Source organism: Streptomyces sp. NPDC058008, assembly GCF_042886395.1.
Classification (GTDB): domain Bacteria; phylum Actinomycetota; class Actinomycetes; order Streptomycetales; family Streptomycetaceae; genus Streptomyces.
This window is the reverse complement of record NZ_JBHVQX010000008.1, coordinates 165,593-180,853: the sequence shown is the minus strand read 5'-3', so window position 1 is coordinate 180,853 and position 15,261 is coordinate 165,593. Positions and strand designations below refer to the sequence as shown.

At 69.7% G+C, this 15,261-nt stretch carries 16 protein-coding genes and 1 riboswitch; of the genes, 10 read left to right on the top strand and 6 right to left on the bottom strand.

What is annotated here, in order from left to right; all coding sequences use genetic code 11:
• Positions 1–113: 113 nt before the first annotated feature.
• The gene (locus tag ACFVS9_RS10790; RefSeq protein ID WP_383112805.1) at positions 114–1,172 is read left to right on the top strand and encodes a metallophosphoesterase; all 1,059 of its coding nucleotides are present in this window, start codon (positions 114–116) and stop codon (positions 1,170–1,172) included.
• Positions 1,173–1,353: 181 nt separating this feature from the next.
• Positions 1,354–2,178, top strand: coding sequence for a hypothetical protein (locus tag ACFVS9_RS10785; protein WP_389931407.1), 825 nt, complete (start codon positions 1,354–1,356; stop codon positions 2,176–2,178).
• A gap of 180 nt (positions 2,179–2,358) precedes the next feature.
• Here ACFVS9_RS10785 and thiC read toward each other — a convergent pair whose 3' ends face one another.
• On the bottom strand, positions 2,359–4,194 hold the full coding sequence (thiC, locus tag ACFVS9_RS10780; RefSeq protein ID WP_383112803.1) for a phosphomethylpyrimidine synthase ThiC: 1,836 nt from the start codon (positions 4,192–4,194) through the stop codon (positions 2,359–2,361).
• A riboswitch (TPP riboswitch) is annotated at positions 4,187–4,320 on the bottom strand. (Overlaps the previous gene by 8 nt.)
• Positions 4,321–4,391: 71 nt before the next feature.
• On the opposite strand from thiC, the gene ACFVS9_RS10775 reads away from it, so the two are divergent.
• Positions 4,392–5,747, top strand: coding sequence for a YibE/F family protein (locus tag ACFVS9_RS10775; RefSeq protein ID WP_383112802.1), 1,356 nt, complete (start codon positions 4,392–4,394; stop codon positions 5,745–5,747).
• A 63-nt stretch (positions 5,748–5,810) separates the two neighbouring features.
• Here ACFVS9_RS10775 and ACFVS9_RS10770 read toward each other — a convergent pair whose 3' ends face one another.
• From ACFVS9_RS10770 to ACFVS9_RS10755, 4 genes are all read right to left on the bottom strand, one after another.
• A complete protein-coding gene (locus ACFVS9_RS10770; protein WP_073750747.1) occupies positions 5,811–6,248 on the bottom strand; it encodes an SsgA family sporulation/cell division regulator in 438 nt (145 codons plus the stop codon).
• A gap of 101 nt (positions 6,249–6,349) precedes the next feature.
• Positions 6,350–7,117, bottom strand: coding sequence for an IclR family transcriptional regulator (locus ACFVS9_RS10765; RefSeq protein WP_383112801.1), 768 nt, complete (start codon positions 7,115–7,117; stop codon positions 6,350–6,352).
• 286 nt (positions 7,118–7,403) lie between these two features.
• Positions 7,404–7,613 carry a DUF5326 family protein gene (locus ACFVS9_RS10760; RefSeq protein ID WP_383112800.1) on the bottom strand — a complete coding sequence of 70 codons (210 nt, stop codon included), beginning with the start codon at positions 7,611–7,613 and terminating at the stop codon, positions 7,404–7,406.
• A 153-nt stretch (positions 7,614–7,766) separates the two neighbouring features.
• Entirely contained in the window at positions 7,767–8,084 is a 318-nt protein-coding gene (locus tag ACFVS9_RS10755) for a cupin domain-containing protein (protein WP_383112799.1), read from the bottom strand.
• A gap of 78 nt (positions 8,085–8,162) precedes the next feature.
• Here ACFVS9_RS10755 and ACFVS9_RS10750 point away from each other — a divergent pair, with 78 nt between their 5' ends.
• From ACFVS9_RS10750 to ACFVS9_RS10735, 4 genes are all read left to right on the top strand, one after another.
• Entirely contained in the window at positions 8,163–8,540 is a 378-nt protein-coding gene (locus ACFVS9_RS10750; RefSeq protein ID WP_383112798.1) for a phage holin family protein, read from the top strand.
• 65 nt (positions 8,541–8,605) lie between these two features.
• On the top strand, positions 8,606–9,730 hold the full coding sequence (locus ACFVS9_RS10745; protein WP_389931405.1) for a cystathionine gamma-lyase: 1,125 nt from the start codon (positions 8,606–8,608) through the stop codon (positions 9,728–9,730).
• 272 nt (positions 9,731–10,002) lie between these two features.
• Positions 10,003–10,899 carry a LysR family transcriptional regulator gene (locus ACFVS9_RS10740; RefSeq protein WP_383112796.1) on the top strand — a complete coding sequence of 299 codons (897 nt, stop codon included), beginning with the start codon at positions 10,003–10,005 and terminating at the stop codon, positions 10,897–10,899.
• Positions 10,900–10,951: 52 nt separating this feature from the next.
• On the top strand, positions 10,952–11,431 hold the full coding sequence (locus tag ACFVS9_RS10735; protein WP_383112795.1) for an NUDIX domain-containing protein: 480 nt from the start codon (positions 10,952–10,954) through the stop codon (positions 11,429–11,431).
• Positions 11,432–11,668: 237 nt separating this feature from the next.
• On the opposite strand, the gene ACFVS9_RS10730 is transcribed toward ACFVS9_RS10735, so the two are convergent.
• On the bottom strand, positions 11,669–12,913 hold the full coding sequence (locus ACFVS9_RS10730) for an MFS transporter (protein ID WP_389931404.1): 1,245 nt from the start codon (positions 12,911–12,913) through the stop codon (positions 11,669–11,671).
• Positions 12,914–13,051: 138 nt separating this feature from the next.
• On the opposite strand from ACFVS9_RS10730, the gene ACFVS9_RS10725 reads away from it, so the two are divergent.
• From ACFVS9_RS10725 to ACFVS9_RS10715, 3 genes are read left to right on the top strand one after another with little or no spacing between them, the layout of a single operon-like run.
• Complete coding sequence (locus tag ACFVS9_RS10725) at positions 13,052–13,510, top strand: MarR family winged helix-turn-helix transcriptional regulator (RefSeq protein ID WP_389931402.1); 459 nt, start codon at positions 13,052–13,054, stop codon at positions 13,508–13,510.
• Between the two features lie 28 nt (positions 13,511–13,538).
• Positions 13,539–13,991, top strand: coding sequence for a GNAT family N-acetyltransferase (locus ACFVS9_RS10720; protein WP_389931400.1), 453 nt, complete (start codon positions 13,539–13,541; stop codon positions 13,989–13,991).
• 42 nt (positions 13,992–14,033) lie between these two features.
• Positions 14,034–15,197, top strand: a complete 1,164-nt coding sequence (locus ACFVS9_RS10715; protein WP_383112791.1) for a winged helix DNA-binding domain-containing protein — start codon at positions 14,034–14,036, stop codon at positions 15,195–15,197.
• Positions 15,198–15,261: the final 64 nt, after the last annotated feature.

Sequence of the window (15,261 nt, the reverse complement as noted above, 5' to 3'; positions counted from 1 at the left end):
GTGCGTCACACAGCACGATCCGCATTCCTATGATGGGCGCACGACACCGCGGACCACCTCTACCAGGCAGGGCCCGTCAGGTGTACGGAGGCGCGACGGTGGTGGAGGGGTCGATGACTCAGGGGGCCGGTCAGGAACCCGTGGTGCGGACAGCGACGTTGCGCGACTTCCGCGTACCGCCGTATGCGCAGGTGCCGATGCCCGCGCCCTTGCCGCATCCCGGCAACGCCGCGGTGGGCGACGAACCGCCGGAGGGGTACACCCCCACCGAGCGCGATCTGCCCGTGATCAACCGCGGCGACACCGTCCAGGTGCAAACGGTCCCGGAGGCCCGGCCCGCCGGTGAACCCGGCCCCGGTCCGCTGTACGTCGTCGGCGACGTCCACGGCTATCTGGACGAGCTTTTGGCCGCCCTGGGCGAGCAGGGCCTGGTCGACGCCGACGGCCGGTGGGCGGCGGGCAACGCCCGGCTCTGGTTCCTCGGCGACTTCACCGACCGCGGGCCGGACGGCATCGGCGTCATCGACCTCGTCATGCGCCTCTCCGCGGAAGCCGCGGCGGCCGGCGGGTACTGCAAGGCCCTCATGGGCAACCACGAACTGCTGCTGCTCGGTGCGAAGAGGTTCGGGGACACGCCGGTGAACTCCGGTGCCGGCACCGCGACCTTCCAGGCCGCCTGGCTGCTCAACGGCGGCCAGAAGACCGACATGGAGCGGCTCCAGGACGTCCACATCCAGTGGATGGCACGGCTCGACGCGGTCGTCGAGGAGGACGGGCACCTGCTCATGCACTCCGACACGACCGCGTACCTCGACTACGGATCGACCATCGAGGACGTCAACGACACGGTGCACGCCATTCTCACGCGGAACGACGCGGACGAGTGCTGGGACCTGTTCCGCAAGCTCACCAAGAGGTTCGCCTTCCGTGACGAGGGCGGCGCGCAGGCCGTTCGCGAACTGATGGCGACCTACGGCGGACAGCGCGTCGTCCACGGCCACAGCCCCATCCCGTACCTGCTGGGAGAGGTCGGATCGGAGGAGGGCGAGGACGCCCCGCGGCCCGTGGTGGACGGTCCGCACGTCTACGCGGAGAGGCTCGCCATCGCCATGGACGGCGGGGTGACCATGGCCGGAAAGCTACTGGTCGTCCAACTCCCCCTGCATGACTGACGGCCGGCGGGGAAGAGGCATCAGAACCTGACACCGTCGGCGGGCACGCCTATTTCCGGAAACCCCCTGTCACCCTGCGCGGTGGGCGCTCTACCATCGGCGTATCAGTAGCAGGCTCTCCTCCGTTTCTGCCTGATGACCCGGCTCGCGCGGTCGGTCAGGCACGACGGAGCATCGGGGGATGCACATGAAAAGCGCTCCGCACCTGCTGGCCGAGGACCGCCCCGAGTACGAGCGGATCCTTGCCGACGCACTGCGTCATGCCCACGAACGACCTGATCTGGACGGAGTCGGCGACCGGCTCAACAGGGAACAGCTGCGGACGATGGCACTCGACGCCACGCCCCTGATCACCACGGCCGCCGCCACCGAGTACGACCACTATGTGAAGGTCCGCGGCGAGCTGCGCGGGCCGGAGGACCCGGACGCGCACGACTCCGTGCTCGCCCCCGCCCCGGCCGGGCCCGCCCCCGAGGGTGCCGGTACCGGCGCGGTGATAGCCGTACTGGCACCGGTGCTCGCCGCAGCCGCCGCACTGATATTCCTGCTGGTCGGATATCTGCTGAAGGCGCTCGACCCCGCCCCGGCGTTCGCGGGGACCATGGTCGCCGCCGGATGGTTCTTCGCCGCGGTCGCCGCCGCCGCCATCCTGGTCGCCGCGGTGGGGCTCCTGGTCACCGCTCTGCGCAACGGTGCCACGGCCCTGCCCGCCGTGGACGAGGAGGAGGAACTGCCGGAGGACGTGGCGCGAGCCCGGGAGGCCTGGCGCCACGCCCTGCTGGAACGCGGGATCCTGCCCTTCTTCCGGGACGCGCTGGCCGACCCGACCGCGGGGCCCGCCGCGCGCACGCCGCACCGTTCGGCGAACCGGATACCGAAGGTCGGCTACAGCAGACCGGACTTCTCCGGGCCGGGGGACGGCCCCTCGGCCGGCCCGCGTCCGACCTTCACCAGCCCCGACTTCACCAGCCCGGACTTCGGCGGCCCCGAGAACCGGCCGGAGTGATCCGCCCGCTACTCGGGCCGGAGTGGTCCGCCCCGGCCCGGCGGGTCCCGCCGGGCCGGACCACCCAGGCGCCGGGCCGGGCCACACCACGCCGGCGTGCGCCGGGCCCGGCCCGCGGCGCCCTTCCGGGCCGGCGGTGGCGAGGAGGGCGCCGCGAGGCCCTGCGGACGGGCCCCGGCGTCAGTCCGCGTCCGCGAGCGGCAGGTAGACCCTGTTGCCCGCCGCCGCGAACTCCCTGGACTTCTCGGCCATACCCGCCTCGATCTCGGCCTGTTCGTGCCCGTGCTCCCGCCGGATGTCGTGGGAGATCTTCATCGAACAGAACTTGGGGCCGCACATGGAGCAGAAGTGCGCCGTCTTCGCGGGCTCCGCCGGCAGCGTCTCGTCATGGAACTCCCGCGCGGTGTCCGGATCGAGGGCCAGGTTGAACTGGTCCTCCCAGCGGAACTCGAACCGGGCGTCCGACAGCGCGTCGTCCCACTCCTGGGCCCCGGGGTGCCCCTTGGCCAGGTCCGCCGCGTGGGCGGCGATCCTGTAGGTGATGACGCCTGTCTTCACGTCGTCGCGGTTCGGCAGTCCCAGGTGCTCCTTGGGCGTGACGTAGCAGAGCATCGCCGTCCCCCACCAGGCGATCATGGCCGCGCCGATGCCCGAGGTGATGTGGTCGTACGCGGGCGCCACGTCGGTGGTGAGGGGACCCAGCGTGTAGAACGGCGCCTCCTCGCAGATCTCCTGCTGGAGGTCGATGTTCTCCTTGATCTTGTGCATCGGGACATGGCCCGGACCCTCGATCATCGTCTGGACGCCGAAGCGCTTGGCCACGGTGTTGAGTTCGCCGAGCGTACGGAGTTCGGCGAACTGCGCCTCGTCGTTGGCGTCGGCGATGGAGCCGGGACGCAGCCCGTCGCCGAGCGAGTAGGTCACGTCGTAGGCCGCGAGGATCTCGCAGAGCTCCTCGAAGTGCTCGTACAGGAACGACTCCTTGTGGTGCGCGAGGCACCAGGCGGCCATGATCGAGCCACCGCGCGAGACGATGCCGGTCTTACGGCGTGCCGTCAGCGGGACGTACGGCAGCCGCACCCCGGCGTGCACCGTCATGTAGTCGACGCCCTGCTCCGCCTGCTCGACGACCGTGTCCTTGTAGATCTCCCAGGTCAGTTCCTCGGCGCGGCCGTCGACCTTCTCGAGCGCCTGGTACAGGGGCACCGTGCCGATCGGCACGGGGGAGTTGCGGAGGACCCACTCGCGGGTGGTGTGGATGTTGCGGCCGGTGGAGAGGTCCATCACCGTGTCCGCGCCCCACCGGGTGGCCCAGGTCATCTTGTCCACCTCCTCCTCGATGGACGAGGTCACCGCGGAGTTGCCGATGTTGGCGTTCACCTTCACCAGGAAGCGCTTGCCGATGATCATCGGCTCGGTCTCCGGGTGGTTGACGTTGGCCGGCAGGACCGCGCGGCCCGCCGCGATCTCCTCGCGCACGACCTCGGGTCCGACGTTCTCCCTCAGGGCGACGTACTCCATCTCCGGGGTGATCTCCCCCCGGCGGGCGTACGCGAGCTGGGTGACGGGCCGGCCGTCACGGCTGCGGCGGGGCTGCCTCGGACGGCCCGGGAAGACCGCGTCGAGGTTGCGCAGGCCCCCGCGTGGCGAGGTGTGCTTGAGTCCGTCGTCCTCGGGCCGGGCGGGGCGCCCCGCGTACTCCTCGGTGTCGCCACGGGCGATGATCCAGTTCTCCCGGACCGGTGCGAGCCCCCGGCGGACATCGGTGTCGACGGCGGGGTCCGTGTACGGACCGGACGTGTCGTACAGCGTCACCTCCCCGCCGTTGGTGAGGTGCACCTGACGGACCGGCACCCGGAGGTCGGGGCGTGAGCCCTGGACGTACCCCTTGTGCCAGCCGACGGACCTCCCCGTCGCGTCGTCCCCCGCCCCCTCGGTGGAGGCCGGGCCGTCGGTATCCGCCGGAATCCGCGCATTCCGCTTCGAGGCAGGCGTGCGTGCGTCCGCTGTGGTCATGAGACCTACTCCCTACGCCGGCATTACCCGGTAACAGGTTCGGCGGTCGGCGCAGCGCGTCCCGTAGGGATATACGGAGGTCAGCGCCCTCTCAGCCCGGTGCTCCGAGCTCCCGCGTGTACAGATGTGCCCCCACGCTAGCCTCCCGTCTGGCGTGCTGGCCAGAGGGCCTCCCCGGTTCTTGGGATGATCGGCGGGTGACGTCCCCCGGAAGCGCCCCCGAACCCCACGGCCCCGCGACAGGCAGCACGCAGAGCCATACGCACGCCCACACCCACAGCCACGGTCCAGCCGCGCCCGTCTCCAAGCACCTGCGCAAGGTCATCGCGGCCGTGGTGATCCCCTTCGCGACCGCGGTCCTGGTCGGGCTCGTCGCGTTCTGGCCGGGCGGCGCCCCCGCCCACGAGCGCACGGGCGTCGGATTCGACCGGCAGACCCAGGACGGCCGGGTGACGAAGGTCGTGTCGGTCGACTGCGCCGACGTCAACGCCTCGCAGGTACCGCCGACCGGCGACACCTCGACGGCGTCGGGGCGGGAGGCGGTCAACGAGCAGTCGGGCCGGTGCAAGAAGGCGACCGTCGAAGTGACCACGGGTGACGACAAGGGACGTACGTTCGTCGAGGTCATCCAGCCCGACGCCCCCCGCCAACTCCACGAGGGCCAGGGGGTGGTCGTGGCGTACGCTCCCGACGCGCCCCGGGACCTGCAGTACTCGGTCACCGACGTGGACCGCACGGTGCCGATGGCGTTGCTCGCCGGGATCTTCGCCCTCGCCGTGGTGGTGGTGGGCAGGATCCGCGGCCTGATGGCGCTGATCGCGCTCGCCGTCTCCTTCGCCGTGCTGACCCTGTTCATCCTGCCGGCGATCCTTCAGGGCTCGAATCCGCTGGTGGTGGCGGTGATCGGGGCCAGCGCCATCATGCTGATCGCCCTCTACACCTGCCACGGGCTGACGGCGCGCACCTCCGTGGCCGTCATCGGCACGCTCATCTCACTGCTGCTGATCGGGCTGCTCGGCTCCCTCTTCATCGGCTGGGCCAGCCTGTCCGGGAACACGGACGACAACACCGGCCTCATCCACGGGCTGTACCCGCACATCGACATGAGCGGTCTGCTGCTGGCCGGTGTGATCATCGGTTCGCTCGGTGTGCTGGACGATGTGACCGTCACCCAGACGTCGGCGGTCTGGGAACTCCACCAGGCCGACCCGTCCATGGGTGTGCGCCGGCTCTACCGCGCGGGCATCCGGATCGGGCGCGACCACATCGCCTCGGTCGTCAACACGCTCGTGCTCGCCTACGCGGGCGCGGCGCTCCCCCTGCTGCTGCTCTTCTCGATCGCGCAGAGCAGTGTGGGCACGGTCGCCAACAGCGAACTCGTCGCGGAGGAGATCGTCCGGACACTGGTCGGCTCGATCGGGCTGGTCGCCTCGGTACCGGTGACGACGGTGCTCGCGGCCCTGGTGGTCTCCGCGGACCGCACGGGGCTCGGCGCGGAAGCCGGAGCTCCTGCACCCGCACGGACCGGGAGAGGCCGTCGCCGCAAGGCATGAGACGAGGCACCGGGCACATGGAGCCGTGCCGTCGGCGCTCGGTGTTCAGCCGTTGCTTCCTGTTCAGCCGGCGTTCTGCTCCTTGGCCAGGATGCGGCCCAGCGCCTCTTCCAGATTGCCGTCGAAGTCACCCAGCGTGTGCTCCTGCCCCAGCGGCACCAGCTTGTCCGTCCGGTCCAGGAAGGCCACGAGAGGCGCCGTCCCGGCCCTGAAGAGCGCACGGTCGGCGCCGACCTGAAGCCGGATGTGGACATCCGACAGCCCTTCGGGCTCGGTCGGACCGATGTGCACATCGCCGTCACCGCTGGGACTGTTGAGGCCGTCGAGCAACAGCTCACGGCCGAATGCCCAGGTGACGGGGGCGTCGCCTGGCAGGTGGAAGGTCATCCGGATCGCGTACGGATCGCTGACCTCGTACCGGAGCTCCACCGGAATACGGAAGGAGAGCTCCTCGGAGACGAGGAAGCTCATCATGACCTCTGCTTGAACCGACTCGCGCATCGTTCAACCCCGCAGTAGATGAAACTGGCCAGGAATGATCCCCCATGGCCCTATTGACGCCATCGTGATGCACGCGATAGCAGATCACAAGGAGTGATTTTTCAGATACTGATAGAGAACACGAACGAGCGCAAGAGAGTGGTCACTTCGCAGCGTAGTTGTTCGACTGCGGGGAGCAACCGTTCTTCTTCGTGCAGGGGGAGAGAAACAGCCATCGCCGCCACCGCAGAACCCACGGTGATCGGAATGGCCGCACAGACCGTGCCCAAGGCGTACTCCTGCCGCTCCACGACCGGCTCGGTGCGCTTCATCGACCTCAGCCGGCTCAGCAGCTCCTGGCGGTCCCGCACGGAGTAACGGGTCAGCGGCCGGACGGGGTGCCGGTCCAGATGGTCCTCGCGCGCCCGCTCGTCGAGCTGCCCCAGGAGACACAGCCCGAGAGCGTGGGCATGGCCCGTCTCACGGAAGGAGGCCCACTCACGGACCGCGGGAACCGCCGGAATCTCCGCGACGGCGATCATCTCGATCTCGCCGTCCTTGTACAGGGCGCAGTACACCGGGGCGCCGATGACGTCCGCCCAGTGGGCGAGCGAGTCGACGATCACTCCGGGGCGCCGGGTCGCGGGGCCTCCGCCCAGCCGCTCGGCGGCGGCCCCGAACAGGAAGACGCCGTTCTCCCTGCGGAGATATCCCTCGTGGGTGAGGGTACGCAGCAGGTGGTAGGCGGTCGGGAGGGGAAGGCCGGCCTCCCGGGCCAGCTGCTTCGCCGGGGCCCCGTCCCGATGGGTGCCCACAGCCTCCATAAGTCTCAGCGCCCGCTGAACCGAGCCGATCAACGTCGGCGCAGCGGTACTCGATGCCGTGGTCACAGGTCACCCCCAGGCATGGTGACGGGCTCTCAGCCCTCCCGAGGGGGCCGCCCCCACGGGCCCGCCGCGAGCCTGGGGTCCGGAGACCGGACGGTCGCACAAACCACTGGGCAGGATGGTGACGGTCCGTCATTTCCCAGCTGGCGGCAGCGGTACGCAACTGTATCGGCACGTTCAGTGACGAGTGAGGTTTCGTCCTGGACTTAGCTCAGCTGGGCTAATCACCGTATCCGTGGCCTGTCACGGGGGCCCGGGCACCGCGTGCCCGGTGCCCGTCCCGACCCGTCTACCAGTTGCTTCGCTCCGACGAGGACATGAACTTCCGTACGACGAAGATCAGACCGCCCACGAGAACGACGAAGACCAGCACCTTGAACAGGACACCGATGACGAACCCGACCACGGTGGCGATCAGGCCACCGAACACGACGATCGCGATGAGAGGCACCGCGACCCACTTCACCCACCAGGGCATCCCCGCGAAAATCTCCCGCACCGCCATCACCGTTACCTCGTCTCCATGAGTTCCTGCTTCGATGCTAGAGCCGTGGGGGTGGCCTGCGGAGGCCCGGGATCCCCTGAAGTCCCCTGATCGATCCCCTAGGGAACACCGGCCGCCGGAAACGCCTTCCCGGGGCAGGCCGGCGGTTCAGCCCTCCGGCGGGGAGAAGACCACCATCACCCGGAGGTCCTCGGTGATGTGGTGGAACCTGTGGGCGGCCCCGGCGGGTACGTACACGACGCTCCCCCGCCCCACCTGCGTGGTCTCGGTGCCGACCGTGATCGAGGCCCGCCCGCTGACGACGAAGTACACCTCGTCCTGGTTGTGCGGCTGCTGGGGGTCCAGGGCGCCGGCGTCCAGGGCGTACAGGCCGACGGACATGTTGCGTTCCCTGACGAACTGCAGATAGGCGCCGTCGTTGGCGGCGCGTTCCGCCTCCAGCTCGTCGAGTCTGAATGCCTTCATCGTCCGTCCGCCCCTCACACCCGTGCTTGTCCGTACAGCCGGTGTCCGCCACCGATCATGTCTGCCACGATCAGACACATGAAGAATTTCGTAGTCAAGACAATCGCCAACGCCGGTGCGCTGGCCGTGGCCATCTGGCTGCTCCAGGACATCACGCTGACCGGGGACAACACCGGGCGCAAGGCGCTGACGCTGATCCTCGTGGCGCTGCTGTTCGGGCTGGTGAACTTCGTCGTCAAGCCCGTTGTGAAGCTGCTCACCCTGCCCCTGTTCATCCTGACCCTCGGGTTGATCACGCTCGTGGTCAACGCCCTGATGCTGATGCTGACCTCATGGCTGGCCGGCGTCGTCCATCTGGACTTCCACGTCGACGGGTTCTGGACCGCGGTACTGGGCGGCCTGATCATCTCGGTGGTGTCCTGGGCCCTCAACGTCGTGCTCCCCGACGAGGACTGAGCCGCCCCCTGATGACACAGTGCACAGCGGACCGGTGAGCACCGGGGAAAGACGAGGTAGCGACGATGAGCACCACAGGCGACGGGACACGGGCCGTACGAGCGGGCCTGCCCGAACCCGAGCAGTACGAACCCACCCTTCCCGGTCCGGTCTTCGCCGCCCACTTCCACCTCTCCGGCGAGCCGGTCGGCCCCTACACCTACGGCCGGGACACGAATCCGACCTGGACCCACCTGGAGCGGGCGATCGGGGAGCTCGAGGCGCCGGGGGAGGAGGTCGAGACCACGGTCTTCGCCTCCGGAATGGCGGCCGTCTCGGCCGTACTCCTGTCCCAGGCGCGCACGGGCGACGTCGTGGTCATGCCGGACGACGGCTATCAGGCGCTCCCGCTGGTACGTGAGCAACTGGAGGCGTACGGCGTCGAGGTGCGGACCGCGCCGACCGGCGGAGACGCCCAGCTGGGACTTCTCGAGGGGGCGAGACTTCTGTGGATCGAGACACCCTCCAACCCGGGGCTCGACGTCTGTGACGTGCGCAGGCTCGTCGAGGCCGCGCACGCCGCGGGTGTTCTGGTCGCGGTCGACAACACTCTGGCCACCTCGCTCGGCCAGCGCCCGCTCGAGCTGGGTGCGGACTTCTCGGTGGCCAGCGACACCAAGGGCCTGACCGGGCACGGAGACATCCTGCTCGGCCACGTGAGCTGCCTGGACCCGCGGCTCTCGGCGGGAGTGCGGCGCTGGCGCAAGGTGGTCGGCGCCATCCCCGGTCCGATGGAGGCCTGGCTGGCGCACCGTTCGCTGGCGACGCTGCAACTGCGGATCGACCGCCAGTGCACGACCGCGCTGGCACTCGCCGAGGCCCTGGCGAAGCGCACGGACGTGACGGGGCTCCGCTACCCGGGGCTTCCCGGTGACCCCTCGTACCCGGTCGCCGTGCGGCAGATGCGGCGCTTCGGCTCCGTGGTCTCCTTCGAGCTGGCGGACGAGCGGACCGCGGAGCGCTTCCTCGGCGCTCTGCGGCTGGTCGACGACGCGACGAGCTTCGGCGGCGTGCGCTCCACCGCGGAGCGCCGGGCGCGCTGGGGCGGGGACGCGGTGCCGCCGGGGTTCGTCCGGTTCTCGGTCGGCGCCGAGGACCCCGAGGATCTGCTGGCCGACGTGGAACGCGCACTGGACGCCTCCACGGGCTGAGCACATCCCGTCCGGTCCTGGCAGGACCGGTCCGGGACGGGCGTCCCCGTCGACCGGACCGGTCCCGCTCGGGACGGACGGTCCGAGCCTCCCCCCTCGTGACTCGGACCGTCCCGGTTCCTGCGCCGAGAACCGCCTGGACAAGGCTAGTTGACTCTGCGTCAGTGTCCAATCACAGTAGCGACAGCGGCCTATCGGCATTTTTATAGTTGACGCCGTTGCGAGGGGCGGTGCGGGACGGCGCAGCGTCCGCGAAGGTGAAGGGGCGGACCATGGACCTGGCCCTGCTGCGCACGTTCGTCATGGTGCACCGAGCCGGATCCTTCACCAGGGCCGCCGCCCTGCTGGGGGTGTCGCAGCCCGCCGTCACCTCGCAGATACGCACCCTGGAGCGGCAGCTGGGCCGCCCTCTCTTCCTGCGCAGGGCCCGTGGGGTGACCCCGACCACCGTCGGCGACGAGCTCGCCCACCGGGCGGCTCCGCATCTGGACGCGCTGGTCGACATCGTCGAGTCCGGGCTCGAGGACGAGCCGGGGACGAGGACACTGCACCTGGCCGGTCCTCCCGAATTCACCTCCGTCCGGGCGCTGCCCGCCCTCACCCCCCTGGTCTCGCAGGGGCTCGCCCTGCGCAGCACCTTCGTCGTGGACACCGAGGACGCCCTGGAAGGACTGGCGGCCGGACATCATGATCTGGCCATCACCACAGCACGCCCACGCGGGAGGCTGCTGACGTCGACCACACTGTGCGACGAGGAACACGTCCTGATCGCCGCACCCCGCTGGGCGGGGCGCCTGGGACCCGGAGCTCTACGGCACAAGGGCTCCGTGCTGCTGGAGCAGTTACCGGTGGTCGAGGTGCACGAGAGCCTCCCCCTGGTCGCCCGGTACTGGGCGACGGTCTTCGACAGCCGTCCCGCTGCTTCCGCAGCCGTGATCGCACCCGATCTCCGCGCGGTCCTGGAATGCGCGGCGGCGGGCGCCGGCCTCGCGGTGCTGCCGCGCTATCTCTGCGAGGGCGCCCTGGAGCGGGGCGAAGTCGTGGCCCTCCTCGATCCACCGGTGCCGCCACTGCGTACCTATTTCCTCGTCGCGCGGGCCGGCACCCTGGGCCTCCCGCACATCGCGCGGGCACACGAGTGGCTGGTGCGTGCTGCCGTGGACTGGTGACCGGTCGGCCGACAGGAGTTTCAGATGGGGTTTCCTGGGCCACTCTCTTGCCATGACCGAACGCCCCGTGGTCAAGCGCACAGCACGCGCCGTCCTGCTCGACGGCGATGACCTCATCCTGATCAAGCGCACCAAGCCCGGTGTCGACCCGTACTGGCTCACGCCGGGCGGCGGCGTCGAGCCGGAGGACGCCACCGTCGTCGACGCGCTGCACCGCGAGGTCGACGAGGAGCTCGGCGCGAAGATCGTCGATGTGGTGCCCTGCTTCGTCGACACCGTCGAGCACATCGCGGGCGGCGGCGTGAAAGGCGTCAAGGTGCAGCACTTCTTCGTGTGCCGACTTGCGTCGATGGACCTGTCGCGCCGGCACGGACCGGAGATCGACGAGCCCCGCGGGGAGTACGAGATCGTCCGCGTCCCCTTCAGCCGCGTCGGTATCGCGGCCGTGCACCTCGTGCCCCTGTCGCTGCGGCACTATCTGGACGGCAACATCGAGGGCGTACGGGCGATGCACGCGCCCGACCTGGGCTGAGGCCCTCGGCAGGTGCGGCCGGAGGCCCCGTCAACGCCTGGCCAGGCGGCCCGGGGCCCCGTGAGTCCCGGCCCGGACGGTCGTGACTCCTCGCGTGCGCCTGGGCCGGCAGCTGCCGGGCTGCCTCCGTCGGGCCGTCGCCCGCGTTCCACGCCAGGAACCACCACGCTTCCCGCCTGGAACCGTGTTTCACGTGAAACCACTCCAGCTCCGGTGCCGACGAAGCCGTGCCAGGAGTCACCGCGGCAGCGCCGCCGGGGCCGCACGGACCGGATCGACGGGATCGGCTTCTGCGGCCGACTCGGGCGAGTGTGCGACAGCCGGACGGCCTCCGGAGACCGTCCGGCGCTCGATCGCGCCGGAGAGCACCGCAAGGAGCAGCGCCGAGGCCGCGAGCGCGGCACCGACCCAGTTGGGCGCGGTGTATCCGAATCCGGCCGCGATGACGATGCCGCCGAGCCATGCGGCGAGCGCGTTCCCCAGATTGAAGGCCCCGATATTGACGGCTGAAGCCAGGGTGGGCGCCCCGGCCGCCTGATCGAGGACCCGCTTCTGGAGGGGCGGGACGGTGGCGAAGCCCAGGGCCCCGATCAGGACGATGGTCACTGCCGCGGCGATCTTGTGGTGAGCGGCCAGCGTGAACAGGGCCAGGACCGTGGCGAGCGCGGCGAGCGCCACGTACAGCAGCGGCATCAGATGACGGTCGGCGAACGTGCCGCCGAGAAGGTTTCCCCCAACCATGCCCAGTCCGAAGAGGACCAGCAGCCAGGTGACCGACGACGTCGCGAAGCCGGTGATCTCCGTCATCATCGGCGTGATGTAGGTGATCGCCGCGAAGACGCCGCCGAAGCCCAGAACGGTCATCGCCATGGCGAGGAGCACCTGGACATTGCGGAAGGCGGCCAGCTCGTGCCGGATCCGTACCTCCTGGGCCTTCGGCTGTTCCGGTACGAGTTTCGCCACCCCGAGGAGCCCCAGGACGCCGAGTCCCGCGACGACGAAGAACGTGACGCGCCATCCCAGGTTCTGTCCTATGAAGGTCCCCAGCGGCACCCCTACGACGTTGGCGACGGTGAGTCCGGTGAACATCATGGCGATGGCACCTGCCCTCTTCTCCGGCGCGACCAGACCTGCGGCAACGACCGATCCGATGCCGAAGAAGGCTCCGTGGGCCAGTGAGGCGATCACCCGTCCGGCGAGCATCACCCCGAAGACGGGGGCGAGGGCAGACACCACGTTCCCCACGATGAACAGTCCCATCAGGAGCATCAGCATCCGCTTCCTGGTGACCCGGGTTCCCAGAATCGTCATCAGCGGTGCTCCGAGGACGACGCCCAGGGCATAGCCCGTGACCAGGAACCCCGCAGCCGGGATCGACACCTGGAAGTCGGCCGCGACGTCGGGGAGCAGCCCCATGATCACGAACTCGGTGGTGCCGATACCGAAGGCCCCTATGGCGAGGGCGAGGAGCGCGAGCGGCATGGGTGCCACCTTTCCTGAATAGTGCGTCTGCGCCTTACAAGCGCTCACAATAATTGCAGACGCTTGCTATTTGCAAGCGCGGGCTATTGCGTCTGTGCCCTATCCTGGACGCAAGCAGCTCCCGCCCGGAGGAGAGACATGACAGCGACAGATCCCGCACTGACGGCCCTCGCGCAGAGCTGGTGCGCCCTCTCCCTGCTCCACGGGAAGATCGAGGCCCGCATCGAACGGGCCCTGCAGTCCCGCCACAGCCTCAGCGCGCGCGAGTTCTCCCTGCTCGACGTCCTGAGCCGCCAGCACAGCGGCACGGGTGGGCACCTCCAGATGAAGCAGGTGGCGGACGCCGTGGTGCTCAGCCAGAGCGCCACCACCAGGCTGGTCACCCGCCTCGAGGACCGCGGTCTGCTCACCCGGTATCTGTGCGACACGGACCGGCGAGGCATCTACACGGACGTCACGGAGGCAGGTCTCACTCTGCTGAGCGAGGCCAGACCGACGAATGACACCGCACTCCGCGCCGCCCTCGACGAGGCCGCCGAGAACCCCGAGCTCGCTCCCCTGGTCCGGACGGTCGAGGAACTGAAGATCCCCGCCTGAACCAGCGAGTGTGCGTAGTCTGCCGATCATGAGCGATCTCGACATACGTCCCGCGGCACTCGCCGACATCCCCGCTGTCGTCGCCATGCTGGCCGACGACCCGCTGGGTGCGCAGCGCGAGTCCCCGGACGATCTCGCCCCGTACCAGGCCGCGTTCCGCCGGCTTGCCGACGACCCGAACCAGCATCTGGTCGTGGCCGAACGCGAGAACCGCGTCGTCGGAACCCTCCAGCTCACGATCGTTCCCGGGCTGTCCCGGCGCGGGGCGACCCGGTCCGTCATCGAGGGTGTCCGCGTCCACGCCGACGAACGGGGCGGGGGTCTCGGTACACAGCTGATCCAGTGGGCGGTCGACGAGTCCCGGCGCCAGGACTGCCAGTTGGTACAGCTGACCTCGGACGCGAGCCGGCTCGACGCCCACCGCTTCTACGAGAGGCTCGGCTTCACAGCGAGCCATGTGGGATTTAAGCTCGCCCTCTGAATCCGCGCACGCCCGAAGGGTCCGCACGGCGAGAGGGGACGCATGCAGCGCATCCACGACGAGCAGCGCAGGAGAAGACTGGGGCGACGTCATCTGCTGGCTCCGTCCGAGCGGGCCGACTCGGTCGTGACAGTGGCGGACGCCTTGGTCGGACTGCACTCGACCGACGCCGCGACGCTTCACCTCTCCGTATGCGCGCGACTGTCCGCCCCCGATACGGCCACAGTGGAACGCGCGCTGTACGACGACGTCTCGCTGGTCCGCCTGCTGTCCATGCGGAACACCCTGTTCACGGTGTCCAGGACCGTCGCACCCGCCGTCGATGCGGCGAGCGCGCGGCTGGTGGCCTCCAAGGAACGCCGCAAACTCCTCAAGCACCTGCGGGAGGACGGCAACGGACTCGACGAGCGGTGGCTCGCCGACGCGGAGAACGAGACCCTCGCCGCCCTGGCCAACCAGGGGCGTGCGACAGGAAGCGATCTCTCCGCGGCCGTACCGGCTCTGCGCACGAGGATCACCGTCTTTCCCGGTACGAGGCAGGAGACCGTACAGGGAGTCGCTTCCCGTGTCCTCCGGGTGCTGGCAGCCGACGGGCGGATCCGCCGCGACCGGCCGCGAGGCTCCTGGACCTCCAGTCAGTTCCGCTGGACTGCTGCCGCGCCGTGGCCCGCTCAGGATCCCGCCGAGGCGCGAGCAGAGGTCGCCACCCGCTGGCTGCGCTCGTACGGGCCGGGGACCGAGACGGATCTGAAGTGGTGGACCGGCTGGGGCGTCCGTGAGACCCGTGCCGCACTGGCCTCCGCCGGGGCGGAGGAGGTACAGCTCGACAACGGGGCCGTCGGCCTGGTCGCCCCGGGTGATCTGGCTTCCGATCCCCTGCCGGAACCCTGGGTGGCTCTGCTGCCCGGCCTGGACCCCAGCGCGATGGGCTGGGCCGACCGCGGCTTCCATCTGGCCGCCGACCACCGGTCCGCACTCTTCGACCGGGCCGGCAACGTCGGCCCGACGGTGTGGTGGAACGGCAACGTCGTGGGCGGGTGGGCCCAGCGTGCGGACGGTGAGCTGGTGTGGCGCCTGCTGTCCGACGTGGGGCGGGAAGCCGTGCGGCTGGTCGAGGCGGAGGCGGCTCGTCTGTCGGCATGGGTGGGTGACGCCCGGATCACCCCACGCTTCCGTACGCCTCTGGAACGCGAACTGACTACCTGATCCTTGAACCACCGGGAAGCGGGACGCCTCCAGGCGGCCGTTTCACATGTTTCACGTGAAACGG